Annotated in this window: 12 protein-coding genes; 1 reads left to right on the top strand and 11 read right to left on the bottom strand. The window is 65.0% G+C overall.

Annotated features, from left to right (window positions below; translation table 11 throughout):
- Window positions 1-246 precede the first annotated feature (246 nt).
- Window positions 247-2358, top strand: coding sequence for a hybrid sensor histidine kinase/response regulator (locus GMST_RS14400; protein ID WP_183355386.1), 2112 nt, complete (start codon window positions 247-249; stop codon window positions 2356-2358).
- Window positions 2359-2494: 136 nt separating this feature from the next.
- Here the strand turns inward: GMST_RS14400 and glpK are convergent, their stop codons facing one another.
- The 11 genes from glpK to GMST_RS14345 form a co-directional block, all read right to left on the bottom strand.
- Entirely contained in the window at window positions 2495-3988 is a 1494-nt protein-coding gene (gene glpK / locus GMST_RS14395; RefSeq protein WP_183355385.1) for a glycerol kinase GlpK, read from the bottom strand.
- Between the two features lie 227 nt (window positions 3989-4215).
- A complete protein-coding gene (locus GMST_RS14390) occupies window positions 4216-4422 on the bottom strand; it encodes a GSU3473 family protein (RefSeq protein WP_183355384.1) in 207 nt (68 codons plus the stop codon).
- Between the two features lie 92 nt (window positions 4423-4514).
- On the bottom strand, window positions 4515-5075 hold the full coding sequence (locus GMST_RS14385) for a hypothetical protein (protein ID WP_183355383.1): 561 nt from the start codon (window positions 5073-5075) through the stop codon (window positions 4515-4517).
- A gap of 170 nt (window positions 5076-5245) precedes the next feature.
- Window positions 5246-5722, bottom strand: coding sequence for a hypothetical protein (locus GMST_RS14380; RefSeq protein ID WP_183355382.1), 477 nt, complete (start codon window positions 5720-5722; stop codon window positions 5246-5248).
- Between the two features lie 222 nt (window positions 5723-5944).
- The gene (locus tag GMST_RS14375; protein ID WP_183355381.1) at window positions 5945-8608 is read right to left on the bottom strand and encodes a cytochrome c3 family protein; all 2664 of its coding nucleotides are present in this window, start codon (window positions 8606-8608) and stop codon (window positions 5945-5947) included.
- Window positions 8609-8725: 117 nt separating this feature from the next.
- Window positions 8726-10288, bottom strand: a complete 1563-nt coding sequence (locus GMST_RS14370; protein ID WP_183355380.1) for a carboxypeptidase-like regulatory domain-containing protein — start codon at window positions 10286-10288, stop codon at window positions 8726-8728.
- A gap of 104 nt (window positions 10289-10392) precedes the next feature.
- Entirely contained in the window at window positions 10393-12234 is a 1842-nt protein-coding gene (locus tag GMST_RS14365; RefSeq protein ID WP_183355379.1) for a CxxxxCH/CxxCH domain c-type cytochrome, read from the bottom strand.
- Window positions 12235-12248: 14 nt separating this feature from the next.
- Window positions 12249-12722 carry a cytochrome C gene (locus GMST_RS14360; protein ID WP_183355378.1) on the bottom strand — a complete coding sequence of 158 codons (474 nt, stop codon included), beginning with the start codon at window positions 12720-12722 and terminating at the stop codon, window positions 12249-12251.
- Entirely contained in the window at window positions 12719-14068 is a 1350-nt protein-coding gene (locus tag GMST_RS14355; protein WP_183355377.1) for a hypothetical protein, read from the bottom strand. Before GMST_RS14355 ends, GMST_RS14360 begins: the two co-directional genes overlap by 4 nt.
- Before the next feature lie 238 nt (window positions 14069-14306).
- Window positions 14307-16427: a hypothetical protein gene (locus GMST_RS14350; protein WP_183355376.1), complete on the bottom strand. Its 2121-nt coding sequence runs from the start codon at window positions 16425-16427 to the stop codon at window positions 14307-14309.
- Between the two features lie 101 nt (window positions 16428-16528).
- Window positions 16529-18481 (bottom strand): fibronectin type III domain-containing protein, encoded by a 1953-nt coding sequence (locus GMST_RS14345; protein WP_183355375.1) that lies wholly within the window; start codon window positions 18479-18481, stop codon window positions 16529-16531.
- Window positions 18482-19047: the final 566 nt, after the last annotated feature.

The following is a 19047-nucleotide window of genomic DNA, read 5'->3' as shown; positions in this document are numbered from 1 at the left end:
GCGCACACCGGCAATCTGCCTTGCGCTACCTGAAGTCTCTTCGGCAATGCTTACTAAAGTTTGAAGCGTTCGGACCGATGAATACCAATGAGATGATCAGCAACCGGCAGAGTGCAACTGCCGCTGCGGCGAGCGCCGGGGCATCCGCTCCCGACGGTCGCCTCGACGCGTACAGCGCCAGAGCCGACCCGGCCGGATAACGCGGGCATTTCTGCGCCGCAAGCCCACCTTTTCCTTGGGAACTTCATGACCCCTTTGAAGATGAACAACCTGAGTTTCCCCTCGCCGGTGCAGACCATCGCGCTCCTTTTGGGGGTGCTCTTCGTCATCGAGACGACGATCATGTACCTGCTCCCCTGGCTGGTCCCCATCAAAAACCCCTACCTGGAAAACCTGCTCGACGCCACGCTGCTTACCGCCCTGTTCACCCCCATGCTCTACCGCAGGGTCTTCCAGCCCTTCCGCAGGGTCGCCGCCATGCAGAAAACGCTCACCGACCGGATCCTCGCCGGGGTGGTGGACGGGGTGATAATCTTCGACGAGGCCGGAAAGGTCCAAGCCTTCAACCGGGCCGCCGAAGAGCTCTTCGGCTACTCCGCGGAGGAGCTGCCGGGCGGAAAGCTGCGGGCCCTGCTGGACCCGGTGCAGTTCGAGGCGGTGATCAAGGCAGGTACCGCGCCCCGCCCCGGCAAGGGGGCCGCCACGCTCGAGATCAAGGGCCGGCACCGGGGCGGCGCACCCCTTTCGCTCGAGGTCTCGCTGAGCCAGGTCGACTGGGAGGAGAACCGGATGTGGCTTGCCATCATCAGGGACATCAGCGCCCGCAAAGAGGGGGAAGCGCAGATGAAGCAGGCCCTGTCCCTTTTGAATGCGACCCTCGAATCCACCGCCGACGGGATCATCGTGCGGGACCTCGCGGGGAGGTCGGTGATCGCCAACCGCAGGTTCGCCGAGATGTGGGGCATGCCTGAGGAGATCCTGGCGGACGGGGACGAACGGAGCATGCGCGACTACGTGCTGGACCAGTTAAAGGACCCGCACCACTTCCTCGAGATCACCGAGCGGCAGCGCAAGGATCCGCAGCGGGAATCCACGGACATCCTCGCCTTCAGGGACGGCAGGGTCTTCGAGCGGGTGGCCACCCCCCAAGTGGTCGAGGGGAACATCGTAGGGCGGGTCATCAACTTCCGCGACATCACCGAGCAGAAAAACCTGGAGCACCAACTGCGCCATGCCCAGAAGATGGAAGCGCTGGGGACCTTGGCAGGGGGGGTGGCGCACGACTTCAACAACATCCTCACGGTCATCATGGGGTACTGCAACCTGACCTCCCAGCAGCTGGAGAGCGACACGCCGCTGCGCCAGAACCTGAACCAGATCATGGCCGCCTCGGAGCGGGCCGCCTCCCTCACCAACAGCCTTTTGGCCTACAGCCGCAAGCAGGCCATCACCCCGAGGCCGCTCGATCTGAACCAGTGCGTGCTCAAGGTGGAGAAATTCCTGGCCCGGCTGATCGGGGAGCAGATCGAGCTGGTCGCCAGGCTCACCCCGGACAAGATCACCGTCTTTGCCGATTCCACCCAACTGGAGCAGGTCCTGATGAACCTGGCCGCCAACGCGCGCGACGCCATGGACCGCCGCGGCTGCCTGATCATCAGCACCGGGCGGATCCGGATCGACCAGGAGTTCGTCAGGCTGCACGGCTACGGCAAGCCCGGCGACTTCGCCGTCTTAAGTGTCTCCGATACCGGCGCCGGGATGAGCGAGGTGGTGCGCGAGAAGATCTTCGAGCCCTTTTTCACCACCAAGGAGATGGGGCATGGCACCGGGCTCGGGCTCTCCATCGTGTACGGCATCGTGAAGCAGCATAACGGCTACATCAACGTCTACAGCGAGTCGGGGCACGGTACCACCTTCAACATCTACCTCCCGGTGTGCGGCGAGCCCGAAGCGGCGCCGGCACCGGACAGCGAGCCGATCGCAGGCGGCAGCGAGACCATCCTGCTGGCCGAGGACGACCAGAGCGTCCGCTCCCTGGTGCGCAGCGTACTGACGGCCCAGGGTTACCGGGTACTCGAGGCGGCGGACGGAGCCGAGGCGCTTGCCCTTTTCCGGGAGCACGAGCAGGAGATCGACCTCCTGATCCTGGACGTGGTGATGCCGAAGCTGAACGGCAAGGAGACCTTCTCCGAGATCTGCGCCCGCAAGCCCGGGAGCAAGGCGATCTTCATCAGCGGCTACACCGCCGACATCATGGACAAAAACGGCCTGGCCGACCAGGGGCTGCACCTGGTGAACAAGCCCCTGCTGCCAAGCCAGCTCCTGTCAAAGGTCCGCGAGGTCCTGCAGACAGGTTGAGGTAATATTGAGAAACACCTCACGGCGCCTCGCGTCATACTATTCTTCACCTGCCGGTGTCCGGCCCAGGCGGCCAATTAAGCCTTCCCATCTTCCGTCCGCACATCGAGGTTTTTTCTCAACCTCAACCTTAGCCTTACCCTGCCTCTTCTTCCCATCCAAGTGACAGCCTGACCGCCCTCCCCCAGCCGCGGTAGAGCCGCTCGCGCTCCCGTTGCGCCAGCTGGGGTCGAAACTCCCGGTCCATCTCCCAGTCCGCCCCGGCCCGCGCAGGGTCGACCACCCCCGCGCCGATGCCGGCCAGAAGTGCCGCGCCCAGCGAGGTCCCCTCGGTGGAGCGCGGCCGCAGCACCGGCGCGTTCAAAAAGTCGGCCTGCAGCTCCAGGAGCAGGTTGTTCGCGGCGGCCCCCCCGTCGGCACGCAGCTCGCGCAGCACGAGCCCGCTCGAGCGCTCCATGGCCCGGATCGCGTCGACGGTCTGGAAGGCGATCGCCTCCAGGGCGGCGCGCGCCAGGTGGCCGGCACTGCTCCCCCGGGTAAGCCCCGCGATCACGCCGCGCGCCTGCGGGTCCCAGTAGGGGGTCCCCAGCCCCGAGAGCGCCGGCACGAAGTAGACGCCGCCGCTGTCGGGAACGCTGCGCGCCAGCGCCTCCACCTCGGACGGGCTTTTCAGGAGCCCCAGCCCCTCGACCAGCCACTGCACCGCGGCTCCGGCGATGAAGATGGATCCCTCCAGCGCGTAGCAGACCGGCTCCCCCGGGAGCTGCCAGGCGATGGTGGTCAACACCCCGTCCCCCGGCTCGCTGCAGGTGCCGCAGTTCAAGACCACGAAGGCGCCGGTGCCGTAGGTGACCTTGGCGAGCCCCGGCTGGTGGCACCCCTGGCCGAAGAGGGCCGCCTGCTGGTCGCCGGCCACCCCGGTGATCGGGACCTCGGCCCCGAAGAGAGCGGGATCGGTGCACCCGAAGCAGGCGGTACTCGGGAGCACCTCCGGGAGCAGGCTCCTCGGCACGCCGAAAAGCTCGAGGAGCTCGTCGTCCCAGGACAGCGTCTGGATGTTGAAAAGAAGGGTGCGGCTCGCGTTGGAGAGGTCGGTTACCAGGGAGCGCCCGCCGGTCAGCCGGTAGATGAGCCAGGAATCGACAGTGCCGAAGCAGATCTCGCCCCGCAGCGCCCGCTCGCGCACACCCGGGAGTTCGTCCAGAAGCCAGCCGAGCTTGCTGGCCGAGAAGTAGGGATCGAGCAGTAACCCGGTCTTTTTCCGGACCAGCGCCTCGTGTCCCGCCTCGCGCAGAGCTGCGGTGCGGCTCGCGGTGCGCCGGTCCTGCCAGACGATGGCCCGGTGCAGGGGGCGCCCGGTGGAGCGCTCCCAGAGCACCGTGGTTTCGCGCTGGTTGGTGATACCGATGCCGGCCACCTCGGCGAGGGAGAGCGAGGCGGCGCCGAGGACCTCCCTCAGGCACTCCACGACCCCGAGCCAGATTTCCTCCGGGTCGTGCTCCACCCAGCCGGGCTGCGGGAAGTGCTGGGTGAGCGGGCGCCCGGCGCTCCCCAGGGGCTCTCCCCGTTCCGTGTAGAGCGTGACTCTGCTGCTGGTGGTGCCTTGATCGATGGCAAGCAGGTAGGCCATGTCCCCCCCTTTGTTCCGCTCGAAAGCCGGCCTCATGAGCCGGTAAACGGTGACAATCGGGCCGAGCATAGCGAAAGCACGAGGAGAGTCAAGGGGATTGTGAGGCTGGGGGGGCGTTCAGGTTGTAGGCGCCGGCGTGCGGTCCGCCGGAGGCGCGCGTGCGGCGTCCGCAGGTGGGGGGACGGAAAGGTTTTCGGTGTGCGGGGAGCGGATGCGTTGGGGGGAGGTTACTTCTTCCCCTGGGAGAGGTCGGCCCAGCGCCTGCCAGGGCTGTTGTAGGGGCGCTCGAGGTGGCGGATCGGGTCGAAGCCGATGCGCACCCAGCCGTCGGCCCGGCAAAACGCCACGATCTTCTCTTCCTTGATCAGTACGTCGAGGTCGGCCGCCTTGACCAGGCCTGTCTCTCCACTGGTATAGACGACGCGCAGTATCATGACGGTTACTCCGGAGCAGTCAGTCGTGCAACTGGACTAGAGTAGCAGATTCCGTCACTGCTACAAGGGGCGCTCCGGCAAGCCCCCCAGCGCTACTCGAAGCGCCAGATGATCCGGGTGCCGATCCGCTCTTCCTGCTGGTGCAGCCCGGTCAGCGCGCCCGGCACCGGGGCCTGGTCGTAGTAGAGCGTGAGGTCGGCGCGGCTTCCCAGGTGCACCCCCATCTCCCCGGTCCAGGCCGGTGTCTCGCGCAGCGAGTGCACCAGGTCGTACTCCTGGCGGCTCCCCAGGCTCTGCCCCCAGTAGCTGCCCGAGCGCAGGTACGAGTAGACCGGAAGCTTGGCGGCGGCCGAAAGGTAGAGCGTATCGGCCAGCGAGAGGCGCCAGCCGGCCTGGGCGTGCACCTTGTGGATCTCCTCCGCGGCGCCCCCCTGCAGGTCGCGCTCCAGCGCCCGATAGCCAAGGCCCAATTCCGGCTCCAGGGTGAGCGCCCCCGCCGCCTGGTACCGGATCCCCGCGGTGGTCAACAGTCGCTCCGGATCGAAGAAGCGAGCGGTGGCCAGAGGCGGAGAGAGGACCGGCGTGTCCAGCCCGGCAGCCAATAGCGGCAGCGGGGAGGCCAGCAGGATGGCACAGACCATGATCTTTATCATGGCGGCATTCTAACTAAAAAAAGTGGGATTGTCATAGTCAACCTGCACGGGCCCTCTCTTTGCGGCAAAGGGTGGCCGCCAGCGACAAAAAAACCTCCGGGAACACTGCAGGAAAACCGGGAGGTTTTTGCAGGCACCGGAGGCATCGGAAACCGAATTGAAAAAGGACGCTACTGGAACTTCACCTTGTACTTGGTGACCAGGTCGTACTGGGCCTGCTGGATCGGCGAGTAACGCTCGATGGTGCGCCACCCGGTATTGAAGTCCGTGCCGGTCTCCTTGTCGGTGCAGACCACCTTGTTGGCCTTGTTGTAGTAGCGCTTGGCAGTCCCGCGGTACTGCTTGTTGTTCTTCACCTCGTAGTCCAGCTGGTACTCGACCACCTTCCCGTCCTTGGCGATCTTTTCCTTGCATACCGGATACTTGGAGAGCTCGGCATTGACGTACTCGATCCCTTCCGGGGTGAGGACGTAGCGTTCGGTCCAGCTCACCACGCCGGCTTTGGACTTGATGCTCGAGGCGTCGTAGTAGCCGGAGCGGATGGCCTTGTCGGTGTAGCTGTTCTTGTCCCACTTCTCGGCGGCCTGGCCGGCAACGGCACCCAGGACGAGGCACCCCAGCACTCCAAAAAACAATTCTTTTCTCATGATGTCTCCTTTTGGTGGGTCTACAAGGACCCAGCGATGAGGCGCGGCTCTCCGGGAGGGTTCCCAAGCCGCGCGAGTAAAGACCCGTCACATCCTGGCGGAGCTCCCCGAAACGGTAACACGCCCGTCGTGGAGCTGCCGTTTAAAAAAAGGCCGGCGCTTGAGGCGCCGGCCCATTGCAGGTCCAAGTGGAGAGGGGATGCCTCTCCACCCAAAGCCAGGTTAGTAGGTTACCTTACGCAGCACCTTGCGGAACTGACGGTGGTCGCCGCCGGCTTGCTGAGCGTCGTGGTCGTCGCAGCCACCCCAGTTATCGAACACGTTGGTGGTGCCATCCGGGCCTTTCTGCCCTGCCTGGATGCCGGCAGCCGCGACCGGGGTGCCCGGCACACCCACCTTTTGGTAGGCGGAGTTGTTCCTGGAGGCGCCGTTACCACTTCCCAGGGTGTAGCAGCCCATCGCCTGGGCACCGAAGTCGAACTGGCCGGAGATCGGCTGAACGGACTTCTGCTCCCAGTTCAGGTCGCTGCTGACGCCACCGGTCACGTACTGGTAGGAACCGGTCTTGATGGTGGTGGCGGTGTAGCCGTAGGCGTTGGTGACCGGTACGGTCACGCCGTCGACGGTGGTCGTGGTGCTGGTGGTGGTACCGGCAACCACGCCGCGTACCGGCAGCAGGGTAAAGGTCTGACCGGTCATGTTGCCGAACTTGACGCCGTCGCGGTTACCGGAGTAGGAGTTGAAGGTGGCGGTGGTGCCGCCAGTGAAGCCGCCCAGGGTGCCCGGGACGTACATCACGTTGCCCAGACCCGGCAGGAAGCGCTGGTGCTTCACGGTGTTGCCCATGCCGTCGGTGTAGGTGGCATCTTTGGAGCCGTGGATGCCGCCGAAGATGTTGTTGGCGGAGATGCCGGAGTTGTGGCAGTTAGCGCACTGGATGCCGAAGGCGTTGCTGAAGGTTGCGCTCTGCTTGCCGAAGCTGGTGGAGCTGGTCTGGGTCACGATGGAGCGCAGACGTGCTTCGCCGGTCATGTTGCCGAAGATGGTGTTCTGCGGACCGTTGCAGCGGTTGGTCTGCGAGTACTCACCGATGTGGTTTACGCCGCCGATGCCGGTTGCACCGGGGACGCCGTAGGTGTTGAAGGCGTGGCAGTTGTAGCAGACCAGGTACGGGTTGGTGCCGTAGCCGAGAACCGCAGCGGTTGCGCTGGTGCTGGTCTGAACGCCCATGTGGCGAGCGTCGGTACCGGCGTTGTTGCGCAGCAGGTACTCGTTGTTGGAGCCGTGGGCGCCGATGACGGCCTTGTTGTAGCGGGAGCCGACGTCAGCCTGACGGTACTGGCCGACGGTGTGGCAGTCGCCGCAGTGCAGGGTGGAGTCGTCGCCCAGGGTGGTGCCGCCGTTGCGGCCAGCCGGCTCGCCAGCTGCGTCGGCCAGGGTCACGTAGTCGGACTGGAACTTGCCTGCGTCGTAGATGGTGCTGCGTGCGCCCGGCAGGGTAGCCGAGGAGTTGGCAGCGAAGGTAGCCGGGCTCGCGATCTGACGTGCGACAGCGGCGCGGGTACGGCCGGAGTAGCGCTTGCCGAGGACGGCGTGGTGCGAGGTGTTGCCGGTAGCGAACTGGCCGGCTGCGTCGACGACGGCCGGACGCTCCATCTTGTCGTACTGGTTGGAGATGGTGTCACCAAACGGGTTGCTGGCGGAGGCGAGCTTCCCTTCGGCGTTGATCCCCTTGGCGTTGATGGCAGCCTGGATAGCCTGGCTCCCTGCGGAAGTAGCGCCGTTGGCGTCGTGGCAGGAGAGGCAGAAGTTATCCATGGTGGTGAAGCTGGGGTTTGCCGGATCCCACTGCATGTCGGCGTCGGTGTCGGCGTTACGCAGGTGGGTTTTGGCGTCAGCCATGTGCTTGGTGGTGTCGACCACCACCTCGCCGTCGGCGTTCACTTTGCCTTCCAGGTGGCAGGCGGCGCAGTGGGCGTCGTTCAGGGTTACACCGGTTACGTGGTGCGACCACTTGCTGAACTCGTTGGTGATGGAGCGCACGCCGTTGTTGTCGTTGACGTAGCTCCCCTCGGCGGTGGCGTCCTGGCCCACGGAGTGGCAGGCGACGCAACGGCCGGAGACGAAGGTCTCGACGTTGTGCGGGTAGTGGCAGTTTTTGCAGTTGTTGTCCACGATGAGGGTAGCGTTACCCTTGTGGCTCGGCGCCAGCACCGGGCCGTGGCACTCGAAGCAGCGGCCGCTGGTGGAGGGGACCGGGTCGTTGTGCGAGGTGCCGTGGCAGCCGGCGCAGCCGACATCCGTTGCCCCGTTTTTCGGGACCTGGGTGTAGCCGTGCACGGTGTAGTGAGCAGACTGTTTGAAGTTCGCACCGAGGTTCTGCCCGTCAGTGTCCAGGGTGGTCTCGTGGCACTGGATGCAGGCCACGTCCTGGGTCTTCTCCTGCGGGTAGTACATCTTGATCGGCTTGTTCAGGTGGCTGGTCGCGTTGGACGCCACGGGAACGCCGATGGCAAAACCCTCGTAGGTGAGGGCGTTACCCACGAAGGCCTTGACGGCCAGGGTAACTTTGCCCGGATAGATGCCGCTTACCGTGGCGCTCGACACGTTGCCGAACACCCCGCGCACCACCGGAATCGGCTGGCCGTCGGCACCGGTACCGGTCACGGTGACCTGTACCTGGGTGACGCCTGCCGGCAGACCGGCAACTGTCTTCGCCGCTGCCTTGGCCCCTGCCGCACCCTGGTTGAATGCCAGTTTTGCGGAGACGCCGCCGGGGTTGTTGCTGCCGCCAAGACCGAGCTTGTTGGCGCCACAGCCCGCTAGGGCGACGATGAGCAGGCCATACAGCACGAACTGCACTTTACTACCCATACTGTGTTTCATTTGTCTTCCTCCTCGTTGTAGTTCCACCCGGTTTACCCTCCTGTTTTCCTGATGGTCGATAAGCGAACCGTGCAGCTATGTTCTAAACCTCAAGGCGCCCTCCCGGCGCCAGGGTTATCACCTTCCGATCCCCCCCACTCCGCCGGTCTTCTCGTCGACCGACCACCCCCCCAAGCGCAGGGTCAGGTCGGCGCCGCCTAGCTGGAACATCCCGATGGTGGCGCCGGGGGAGGCGTTCAACAGGCTGAACTCGTAGCCGGTCAGAGCCGGCGCCATGGCGTAGTAGCCGCTGGGGAGCCCGGCCAGGGTGAAGTTGCCGTCTTTGTCGGAAACCGTCGCGAAGGTGCTGCCGCTCCCCGCGGTGACGGCTCCGCCGTTGGTCAGCGCGGTCAGGGTGAGCGCCACGTTGGCCATCGCAGAGTTGTCGGTGTGCATCCGCACGCTCCCGGAGATCGTGTAGACCGGGACGTCGGCCTGGAAATCGGTTTGGGAGAAGTTGCTGTCAGCACTAAGCTGCACGGTCTTGGAGACGACGTCGAAGACCACCGCGCTGCCGGTTGCGGCGATGCTGCGGGTCGGCGTGACGGTATAGGTGGCGTCGGTGAGCCCGGTTACTAGGTAGCGGCCGTTGCCGTCGGTCACCGCAGTCTTCCCCTGCTGGAAACCCGTGCGGATCACGGTCACGGTGACCCCGGCGAGCCCCGCCCCGTTGGAGGCGGAGACCGTGCCGTAGATGCTGTAGGGGTGCGCGGTCTTGAATACCGGCGCCGCTACGTCCGAGCCGGTTACCCCCACCTGGCTTGTGGCGGGCTGGAAGCTGTAGCCGTTTTTCACGGCCGCCACCGTGTAGTTCCCCTTCGGCACGCCGGCGATCCGGTAGCCACCTGCGGCGTCGGTCTGGACGTTGCCGTAGCACAGCTTGCTGGTGGCGTCATTGACGCTCACCTGGACGCCGGCAAAGGGGAGGTTGTCCACCGTGACGGTTCCGTAGATCGCGAAGCCGGCAACGTCGTTTTGCAGGTCGTAGGTCGTGGGAACACCTGCGTCCACGACGGTCAGCTGGCCGTTGTTCAGGGTGAGCTGCGCCTTGTCGAACATGCCGTCCAGCCCGGTGCCGTCGGCCTTGTAGCTCCCGGCGATCGGGTCGATGTCGTCGAAATTGTAGGCGCCGGTGACCGGGTCGGGCTTGGCTACGCTGTACTTCACCAAGAGCGCGGCCAAGGTGGCACGCACGTCGGTAAGTGCCTGCCCGAGGCTCCCGGAGATCCCCTGCAGGGTCTGGGCGCTCGCGTTCTGGTAGGCGGTCGCCGGGTCGGAAGCCCCGGACGCCAGGGCCGCCTTGGCGACCACCAGGTTTGCCATGGGGTTCAGGTTGGCGGTCCCCGCCGCGGAGGTGAAGGAGTAGAGTGCGCTCCCGCCGCCGTCGGGGGTCACCTTGAGGATGAACGGTGCGCTGAGCCCGCTCACGTCGAAGGAGAAGCTGCCCTTGGAGTCGGTGATTTTGCTGAGCTCCTGGTGTCCGGCCGCGTCCTTCAGGGTGACCGTCCCCTTGATGGCCGCGCCGGTTGCGGCGACGCCGGAAACCGTCGGGACCGTCAGGGCGCCGTTGCCGCCGCCACCGCCGCATCCGGAGACGAGCAGAACGGCCATAAGGAGTGTCGCAAAAAGGGTGGTTCTCATGGTTCAGTGGTTCCTCTGGGGTCTTACACCCCGGCATGCTGCTGTTCGTGCTCTCTCCCCGGTCTTCCCTGTCCGGGAAAACCGGGGAGTTCCTTTTTCGCCCGTTACCAGGCTTTGGCGTTCGGGCTGTTGTGGCAGCTTACGTTCGCGCAGGTCTTGGCGGTCTTGTCGAGGACGCCGCCAAACGCCGTAAGGTTGACGGTGTCGATCGGGCGGTAGCCGTTGGTGGTCGGGAAGGTCGGGACCGCCAGGAACCTGAAGTGCTGCTCCGCCGTGAGGGTGTGGCAGCTCTGGCAGGTGACCAAGGCAAGCCCCGGGAAGAAGGCCTGGTTCGCCGGGTTCAGGTGGAAGTCATGCTGACCCGAGTAGTAGCTGTTGAACTGCGGGGTGTAGGGAACGCCAACCGGGCCGGCCTGGTGGCAGGCGTCGCAGTTAACGGCCACGTCGATCGAGGTGGAGCCGTCCCACTTGGGCGTTGCGCCGCCGTGGCAGCGCACGTTGGAGCAGGTCTTGGTGCTCCGGTCGTAGCTGAAGGAGGCACCTTTGGCCCAGTAGCTCGCCGAGGAGATGTCGAAGAAGCCGTCGGCGTGGCGCGCGTTGCCCAGCAGGGTGACCGGATCGGCACCGCCGCCGGAATGGCAGGCCCCGCAGCCAAGGCCGGGGATCTTGGCACCGTCCGTGTGCACGGCGTGGATCCCGCTGGTCGGCTTGTTGTTGGTGAAGGCGGACAGGGTCACGGTGTAGGCGTGCGCGCTGTCGGTCACCTGGGTCACGCCGTCGTGGCAGGAGACGCACCCGGAGCGCTTGTTGGCGTTGGCGAGGCTCTGGAAGTGGCACTTCACGCCGTCCAGCGAGCTGGACATGCAGTTCGGTGCGTTGTACTTGGCGCCCGCGCCACCGTCGAGTGCGGTGCCGTGGCAGCCGGTGCAGTCGTTCCCGACGTTACCGCCCGCCGTCCTGGAGTGCGAGGTCTGGTTCGGGACGCCGCCCGGAATCATCTCGCTGGCCGTGCGGTTCGACAGCCAGGGAAGCGGGTGCGGTACGTGCTGCTTGGTGTGGCAGGTCTCGCAGCCGTTGGCAAAGCCGGTCGCCCCGGTGAGTTGCACGTTGAAAAGGCCGGTGGTCCGGTCGGCGTGGCACTTGGCGCACTCGGCGAGCCCCTGTCCTACGTGGCCAGTGGAGTAGCCGGCCGCGTCGGGACCGTGCTGGCCGGATGCCAGGTAGGCGCTGCCGGTCTGGTGCCCGTCCGGCGGAGTCACCTGCCCGCCGTGGCACATGGTGTTGTTGTAGCAGTCCGGAGTCGGGGCATCGGGGCTCCCCGACGCCTTGGTGGAGGTCATGATCCCCCAGCGGAAGTTGCTGCCGTTTGCGTGGCACTGGGCGCAGACCGCGGCGTTGGTCGAGCTCGCCAGGCCGTGGTCGATGTTGCCGGTGATCCAGGGCTTCGCAGGATGCGGCGCGCCGGAGTTGTGGCAGCTCGGGTTGTTGGTGGAGCAGGAGGTCTGGGTTTTACCCGCAGCGGCCTGGGTCCCCAGGCTGTGGCACCTCTCGCAGAAGGCAAAGCCCCCCGGTGCCATGGCGCCCAATTTGCCGTGGAACATCGCGTTGGAGCCCCAGCCGTCCGGGTGCCCTATCTTGGTGGAGTGGCACTGCATGCCGTTGGGAAGCTGAGCCGAGAAGCAGCTCACCTTGGAGATGCCGCCCAGGAGGTCCTTGCCGTGGCACTGGGCACACGGGGTGCCGGTCGCAGCGACCTTGGCGGCCGCGTCGCCGGGGAGCGTCCCCTTAAGGTTGGCAGCCACGCTCCAGTGCTGTTCCAGCCAGTTGGCGGCGTGCTTTCCCGAGTTGTCGACCAGGCCGGTGGCCGAGTTGCCGTTGCCGTTACTGCAGGCGCACAGCGCGCCGGCCAGACACAGCAGGGTGATGTTCTTGATCCATGATCTCATATCGGGCACCTCTCCTATCGGTGGCAGACTACGCAACGTTCGTTGTTGGCCCGGCCATGGCAGCGGTGGCAGCTCGCCGGGTCCAGCTTCCCTTCGATCTTGTGCAGGGTGAGGTAATCGCCCCGATGCGGCATGGTGCGGTCCGGACGGTTGCCGAGTTTGACGCTCGGCTTCATCTCGGTCTGGTTGGTGTGGCAGTCCGCACAGAAGGAGACCTTGTGGCAGCTGGCGCACAGGATGTCGTCCGAGCCCGCGTAGAAGCGGTGGTTCGCGATGAAGGAGCGGCTGTGGTTGAAGGCCGCGTACTGTTTCAGGGTCCCCTTCTGCTGGTCCTCGTGGCACTCGGTGCAGCTCACCGGGCCGCTCGCCAGCTCCTCGGGGTGCGTCGCGGGAAGGTTGGGAAGCGCCTTGATCTGGGCGCAGGCCGCGAGGGCGAAAAGAAGCGCCACGAGCGCCAAGAGGGTTAAGGACTGGGACGACGGTCTCATTTAGTGTCTCCTTTTCCAGCGAGTTTCATGGAATAGTTCAGGCGGATCAGCCCCTTGAGCTCGTCGGTGTTCTGCGGGTTACTGCCGTAGCTCAGGTCGCCCGAGAGGGCGAGGTTGGGGGTCAGGTGGTAACCCAGCGAGCCGTAGAGCTCGAGGGCGCTCTTCTTGCCGTCGATGTCGCGCTTGAACAGGTAGTCGATCACGTCCAGCGAGGCGAAGTAGCTCTTGGTGTCGCGCATGGCGTAGGCCCTGAGTTCGTGGAAGGAACCCGAGGCGTCCGAGGTCGGCACCACGGCGAAATCGGCGCTGGAGCGCAGGTAGTGGTAGCTCCCCCCGGTCCTTAAAGCGGCGTCGGGAAGCGTGCAGCGCAGTTCGCCGCCGAAGCGGTCCGCCTTGCCGATGTCGCGGGTGTAGTGCTTGTAGTCGCCGGTAAGCTCGAACTTGGAATCGATCTGGTAGCTCGCGCTGGCACCCAGGGTGCGCGACTCCTGGTTCAGGTTGTTGCCGGAGAGCATGCTCGGCATCGCGGCGAAGAGCGCGGAGGAGTAGAAGAGGTCGCGGTCCTGGTAGTCGTTGAACTCGCCGGTCACCGTGAGGTCCTTCAGAGGCTTCACGGTCAGCAGGTACCCCTGTTCGGCCACCCCGCCGGTCTCGGTGTTCACGCTGGTGCGCGCCATGAAGGCGACCTTGGAGATCGGGGAGTACCAGAGGTCGGCGCCGATCACCCGGTGGGAGCCGAAGCGCCCGGCCAAGTTCGGGTCCGCCATGGTCGGGGCGTCGGTCTCGAAGACGCCGGCCAGGCCGATCTCGAACATCCCGCCGTAGCGGTAGTTGACCCGCCCGCCGAAGATGCCGTCGCCCTTGCCGTCGCTCCCCGTGCCGGGGATGCGGGCGTTGTGTACCGTGGCGCCGCCGAAGGCGGAGACCCCGAAGCCGTAGGGGAGATCGGTGCGGGCGCTCACGCCGTCCACCTGCTCGTTGATGATCCCTTCGTGCACAAAGAAGCGGCCGGCGCGGGCCTGGGCGTTGGCGGCACCGAAGCGGTACTGCAGGTAGCCGTAGGTGAGGCTGCCGTCGGCCTGATTCTCGTTGAAGCTCTTGTCGGCCAGGTCGGCGCGTCCCCAGCCCAAGAAGTGGGCCGAGAGCTTGCCGTCGGCCAGCTTGTCGGCGTCGAGCCCCAGAAACGAGGTGGCCGGCAAGAGGGTGCGGCTGGAGACGCCGGGGCGCGAGTCCTGCGAGAAGCGCAAGAGCGTGGTCGAGTCGACCGAGCCGTCGGCCGCGCAAGCTGCGGCGGGGAGGGCGGCGAGTGAGAGGGATGCCAAGAAACGGGACAGTACTTTTTTCATTTAAGCTCTCCTGGTAAGAAGTGAGCAGATCGACGTGCTGGTCGTATTAAAAATTCCGGGTCCTTGGGGACCGGGCAATGGCGTTGTCAAAGTCGGGTACGGCTCGTTTTTTTGGCTGCCGGGTTCTTAGCCGGCTCGAACTTGGGGGTTGCGTGGTGCGACGGGTTATGCGGGCGCTTCCGAAAGGGCCCCGCCTCTTGCGAGGCGGGGCTTTTTTCATCGGTACTAAAGGCTCAGACTACGGACGCTCGGGAGAGTTCCAGGCGCCGGTGGAGCGGCTCCAGCCCAGGAGGTAGAGCATCGCCTCGGAGGTGCCGGTGTAGACGGTGGTGATGGTCCCGTTAGCTGCGTTGTAGCCAGCGGTCCCCTTGGTGAACTTGCCGTAGAGCGGGTTGGTCTGCGCTGTACCCTGTGCGCTCACGGCGAGTGCGGTGGTGCCGACCGAGAGGTTGATCGCGCCGTCGTCCAGGAAGTCGAGGGTGTCGTAGAGCAGACGACGGGAGTAGCTGCGGGCGTGGGCGTAAGCAGCCGGGTCCTTGGTAAGGAGCTGGATGTTGTATGCCGCGCCGAGGAGTTTCTTCCCGTTGACGGTGCCGCCCTTGGTCCAGTCGGTCTGGGCGGTCAAGGTGCCGCCCTGGTAGAAGTAGGGGTAGGCGTTCGGGTTGAAGTCGATGTTGTAGTTGGTCTTCAGCAGCTGGACGGCCAGGGCCAGGGTGGTCTGGAATGCCTCGGACTGCGGCTCGAGGAACACGGCCTTGAAGTTCTGCGCGGTCAAGGGGACGGTGTTCTCGGAGGTGTGGCAGTTCACGCAGACCTGGTTGTAGGCGTTCTCGTCGATCTCCAGGTTGTGGCCGTGGCCGGCGCGGTCGCCTGCCGGAGCGCCGTTGGCGTTCAGGTGGCAGGTCACGCAGGGACCGTTGGCGTCGAAGTTACCCGGCACGAAGACCGACGGGTTGTGGGTGTCGCCATTGATGGCGGTGGTCCCCAGCTTGCGGTGGGTCGAGGTGACGCCGCCGGTGATGCCGTAGCCCGGAGCGGAGGTGTTGTCGATGGTCAGGGTCTTCGCGTAGGTGGTGGTGCCGATCGCCGCGCTGGCCGAGGTGAAGTCGGTGAAGCCGACGGACATGTACATGGTGCCGGCAGCTGCCAGGTAGTGCGGGTTGACCGCGGAGAAACCGGTGGAGGCGAAGTTCGTGACGCTGCCGACGCCGCTTACCAGACCGGCGTGGCAGGGGATGCACAGGTTGGTCTCGCCTACGCTCGGGAAGGTGACGGTGGCGCCTTTCTTGCCGGCCAGGTCGTTACCGATGGTGTACGGAGCGGTGAAGGCAGGTACGCTGCGCATGTCGAACTTGTTGTTGGTGTGGCAGGCGTCGCAGGCCAGCACTTCGTTGGCGCTGTCGGTGGCGCCGGCAACCGAGGCGGTCGGGGTGAAAGCGGTCAGGCCGCTTGCCGCGAAGGCCTTGAAGCCGCTCGCGGTGTGGCAGCGCTGGCAGGTCAGGTAAGAGCCGCCCTTCTGGAACTCGTAGTGGGTCCAGGCAGCGCCGTCAACCGCACCGTGAGCCGACTGGGCCCAGGCGTGACGCTCTGCATTGCCGGAGTTGGCGTTGTGCGGCTGGTGGCAGGCGTTGCAGTTTTCCGCGTAGTTGGTCGGAGCGTACATGGCGTTCGCGCCGGCGGTCGCATCGGAGTTCGCGTGCAGGGTCACCTTGTCGCTGTGGCAGTCGAAGCAGCGGCCGTTGGCGTAGGGGTTCGGAACGTTGTGGGACGGCCCGTGGCAGCCGACGCAGCCGGCGCCCACGCCGTTACTGTCGGTGAAGGCCATGTTGGTGTAGTGGCCGGAGAGCTTGTAGCTCGCCACCAGGTTCTGGCCGGTCTGGTCCAGGGTGGTCTCGTGGCACTGCAGGCAGGCAACCTCGTTCGCCTTCACGGTCGGTGCGGACATGTAGACGCGCACCTGGCTGGTGGCGTTGCTGGCCACGGACTGGTCAGTCGCATAGCCCTCGTAGACCACGGCGCCACCGTTGTCGAGGGCCTGAACCGCGAGGCTCACGCTCCCCGGGTAGATCCCGGTGATGGTGGAGGACGAGACGTTCCCGAAGGTGCCGCGCACCACCGGAATCGGGTTCCCGTCGGCGCCGGTTCCCGTCACGGTCATGCGCAGGGAGGCGACGTTGGAGGGGAGGTTCGCCGGCAGAGCGGCAGACTTGGCAACCGACCCGGAGCCGAAGACCACTTTCGCCGACAGCGAGGCTTTGCCTGCGTTGCTGGAGATGTTGCTGTTGCTTGCGCCACACCCGGTCAATGCAATCATGAGCATTATTGCCGAAGCGCCATGCAGCTTACTGTGATGTTTCATTGCGGCTTCTCCTTCTTTTGTTGGGTTTGACAAACGTTTTGTCGCTTAACTGATCGTTACCTGCAGAGTTACGCCGACACCTCCTTGTTTCCATCCCTTGATCAGGGAACGTAGGTTGTGTAGTTGTTCGTCGAGTTGTTGTAATTGAGCCCGTAGCCCACCGAGCCGTCCGGGTAGTTTATGGTGGTGAGCACCGTGCCGGCGGGATAGGTCACGTTGCCGACCACGCCGCCGGTCGGGTAGCTCACCTGGATGACCACCATCCCGGTCGGGTAGGAGGTGCTGGTCAGCACGTTGCCCGAGGCGAAGACGATCTTGGTGGTGATGGTGCCGTTGGGGTAGCTCACCACGACCGCCGTCGAGCCGCCCGGGTAGGTCACCCCACCCACCACCACACCGCCGGGGTAGGAGATGGTGCTGATCACGGTACCTGCCGGGTAGAACACCCCAGAGATGAGCGTGCCGTTGGGGAAGTGCCGGCTCACCACCACGGTGCCGGCCGGGTAGGTCACGCCGCCGATCACCACGCCGGTCGGGTAGACGATGCCGGTGGTGAAGGAACCGTCGGGATAGGTCACCGAGCCGTTGGCGGAACCGGTCGGATAGGTGACGCTGCCGCCGGCGGAACCGGTCTGCGCTGCGTTGAAGTCCTGGCCGCTCACGTTGGCGCCGGCGACCGTCACGGTCTTGCTGGCCGGGGAGAACAGGTAGTTGGTCTGCTGCGGGTCGGGCTTTACGCTGTAGGCGCCGCTTAACACGTAGAAGGTGTAGAAACCGTTGTTGTCAGTGGTGGCGGAACCGGAACCGGAGCCGGTCAGGTCGATCTTCACGTTGGCCACCCCTACCCCGTTCATGAGGACCTGGCCGGTCAGGGTGTAGATATGGGTGTCCGGTGTGCCGGCGTCGGCCGGGGTGGTTACCGAGACGATGGCGCTGTCCGCCGAGGGGAGGCCGCTGCCGTTCACCGCGACGACCTTGTACTCGTAGGTCGTCTGCGCCGCGGTGCTGGGGTCGTTGTAGCTGGTCACGTTGCCGGCGACGACGGCGATCTGCTCGAAGGCGGCCGGGCTGACGCGGCGATAGATCACGTAGTTCGCGATGCCGCTCTCGGCGTCGCTGGAAGCGGTCCAGGTAAGCCCCACGACGCTTGCGCTGCTGGCAGTGGCCGCGAGGTTCCCCGGTGCGCTGGCCGGGGTCTGGTCGGTGACCACCGGTACGGTGACCGGAGTGCTGCCCGCGTCGGTGATGGTGCTGATGATGGCCGGGCTGGGCTGGAAGTTCGGCGGGAGGACGCTGCTCAAGGTGATGCTCACCACGTCCTGGATGGCGTTCACCAGGGCGTCGGAGACGGCCGAGCCGAGGCCGGTGGTCACCAGGTTGCTGACGATAGTGGTGGTCGTGACAGCTTGGCTGGTCTCCACCATGTTGAAGGCCTGGATGGCGACCACCAGGTTCTGCGCATCGGCGGTGCTGTTCACCAGGGTAGAGGGGTCGCTGGGGGGCTGGATGATGTTGAAACCGCTGCCGAATACCCCTTCCAGCACCTTGGTCGCCTTCAGGACGTTGTCCTGGCTAAAGCCCGTGGGCGCGAAGCCGGTGACCGCGTTATTTGCGGTGGCGTTGTTCTCGATGAGCAGCACCGCCGCGTTGGTGGCGTAACTGATCATGACACTCGGGACGTCGCTCGTCCCGGTGATGGTGACGGCGGCGCGCAGGGGAATCGACGTGATCGTCGCGGCAGCGCGCTTGCCCGCGGAGGTCGGCAGGGTCGCCTTCACGACCAGCGTCCCGGTGTACCCCTGGGGGATCTTCAGCGAGTACGCGCCGTTTTGGTCGCTGATCCCGTAGCTCGAGCCGGCCAGGGGGGCCGAGGCAGGCAGGCCGTTGGCGCCGACGCCGTAGGCGGTGACCATGGCACCCGGCAGCGCGAGCCCCGTGACCGAGTTTGAGACATAACCGGAAACGGTCTTCAGCTGCTGCGGCTGAGTCGGATTCGGCGAGCTGGACTTGTAATCACCGCAACCTGCAAAGAGCAGCGACAAAAATGCGAGCAACAACGCTCCAACAGAATACCTTTTCCAGATGATCCGCATACAAACCCTCCGCGCTTCAGTCTTGTTTTGAGGCGATAAGTGAACTTGCTTAAAAAAGCAATGCATGCCGCAGGGCCCCCGGGCCCCCGGCCAACCGTTACCGGACCGCCTGCCGGTGAGCCCCAGACATTCCCCGGGCAATCGGGGAGAGGCCGCACTCAAACGGACGCACCACAGGGTGCGCCGACAGTTCCGGTACAACAACCGATACGTCTATACTGTCAAAGCCGAATAATATAGGAGATGAGGTCCTGGCAGAGATGGAATGCGCCGGAGAGCTCGAAGTACTGCGAAATTTCGATGGGGTGTCTGAGGACAATGCTGATTCCTTTGTGGTCAAAATCCGTAACTGACAGGCAGCACCCTTTTGTGCAAAAATAAAACCAATTACACAACTAATTGTTTCATATAAATTCCACTCCCTCAGAAGCCGGACTGGGAGTGACAAAGGCACGATAATTTTGACAGTACCCTTCATGTTTTTGACAGTAGTGCCTGCAAACGGCCTTCATGTCACTCTATCGGCA

Origin of the sequence: Geomonas silvestris, from assembly GCF_014193515.1 — a bacterium.
Lineage (GTDB): Bacteria > Desulfobacterota > Desulfuromonadia > Geobacterales > Geobacteraceae > Geomonas > Geomonas silvestris.
Note: the sequence above shows the minus strand (reverse complement) of the source record. Positions and strands in the feature narration are given on the sequence as shown.

Excerpts from the sequence above, each read along its gene's own strand:
- GMST_RS14400 (WP_183355386.1), top strand. The coding sequence starts at position 247 with ATGACCCCTTTGAAGATGAACAACCTGAGTTTCCCCTCGCCGGTGCAG.
- glpK (WP_183355385.1), bottom strand. The coding sequence starts at position 3,988 with ATGGCCTACCTGCTTGCCATCGATCAAGGCACCACCAGCAGCAGAGTC.
- GMST_RS14390 (WP_183355384.1), bottom strand. The coding sequence starts at position 4,422 with ATGATACTGCGCGTCGTCTATACCAGTGGAGAGACAGGCCTGGTCAAG.
- GMST_RS14385 (WP_183355383.1), bottom strand. The coding sequence starts at position 5,075 with ATGATAAAGATCATGGTCTGTGCCATCCTGCTGGCCTCCCCGCTGCCG.
- GMST_RS14380 (WP_183355382.1), bottom strand. The coding sequence starts at position 5,722 with ATGAGAAAAGAATTGTTTTTTGGAGTGCTGGGGTGCCTCGTCCTGGGT.
- GMST_RS14375 (WP_183355381.1), bottom strand. The coding sequence starts at position 8,608 with ATGAAACACAGTATGGGTAGTAAAGTGCAGTTCGTGCTGTATGGCCTG.
- GMST_RS14370 (WP_183355380.1), bottom strand. The coding sequence starts at position 10,288 with ATGAGAACCACCCTTTTTGCGACACTCCTTATGGCCGTTCTGCTCGTC.
- GMST_RS14365 (WP_183355379.1), bottom strand. The coding sequence starts at position 12,234 with ATGAGATCATGGATCAAGAACATCACCCTGCTGTGTCTGGCCGGCGCG.
- GMST_RS14360 (WP_183355378.1), bottom strand. The coding sequence starts at position 12,722 with ATGAGACCGTCGTCCCAGTCCTTAACCCTCTTGGCGCTCGTGGCGCTT.
- GMST_RS14355 (WP_183355377.1), bottom strand. The coding sequence starts at position 14,068 with ATGAAAAAAGTACTGTCCCGTTTCTTGGCATCCCTCTCACTCGCCGCC.
- GMST_RS14350 (WP_183355376.1), bottom strand. The coding sequence starts at position 16,427 with ATGAAACATCACAGTAAGCTGCATGGCGCTTCGGCAATAATGCTCATG.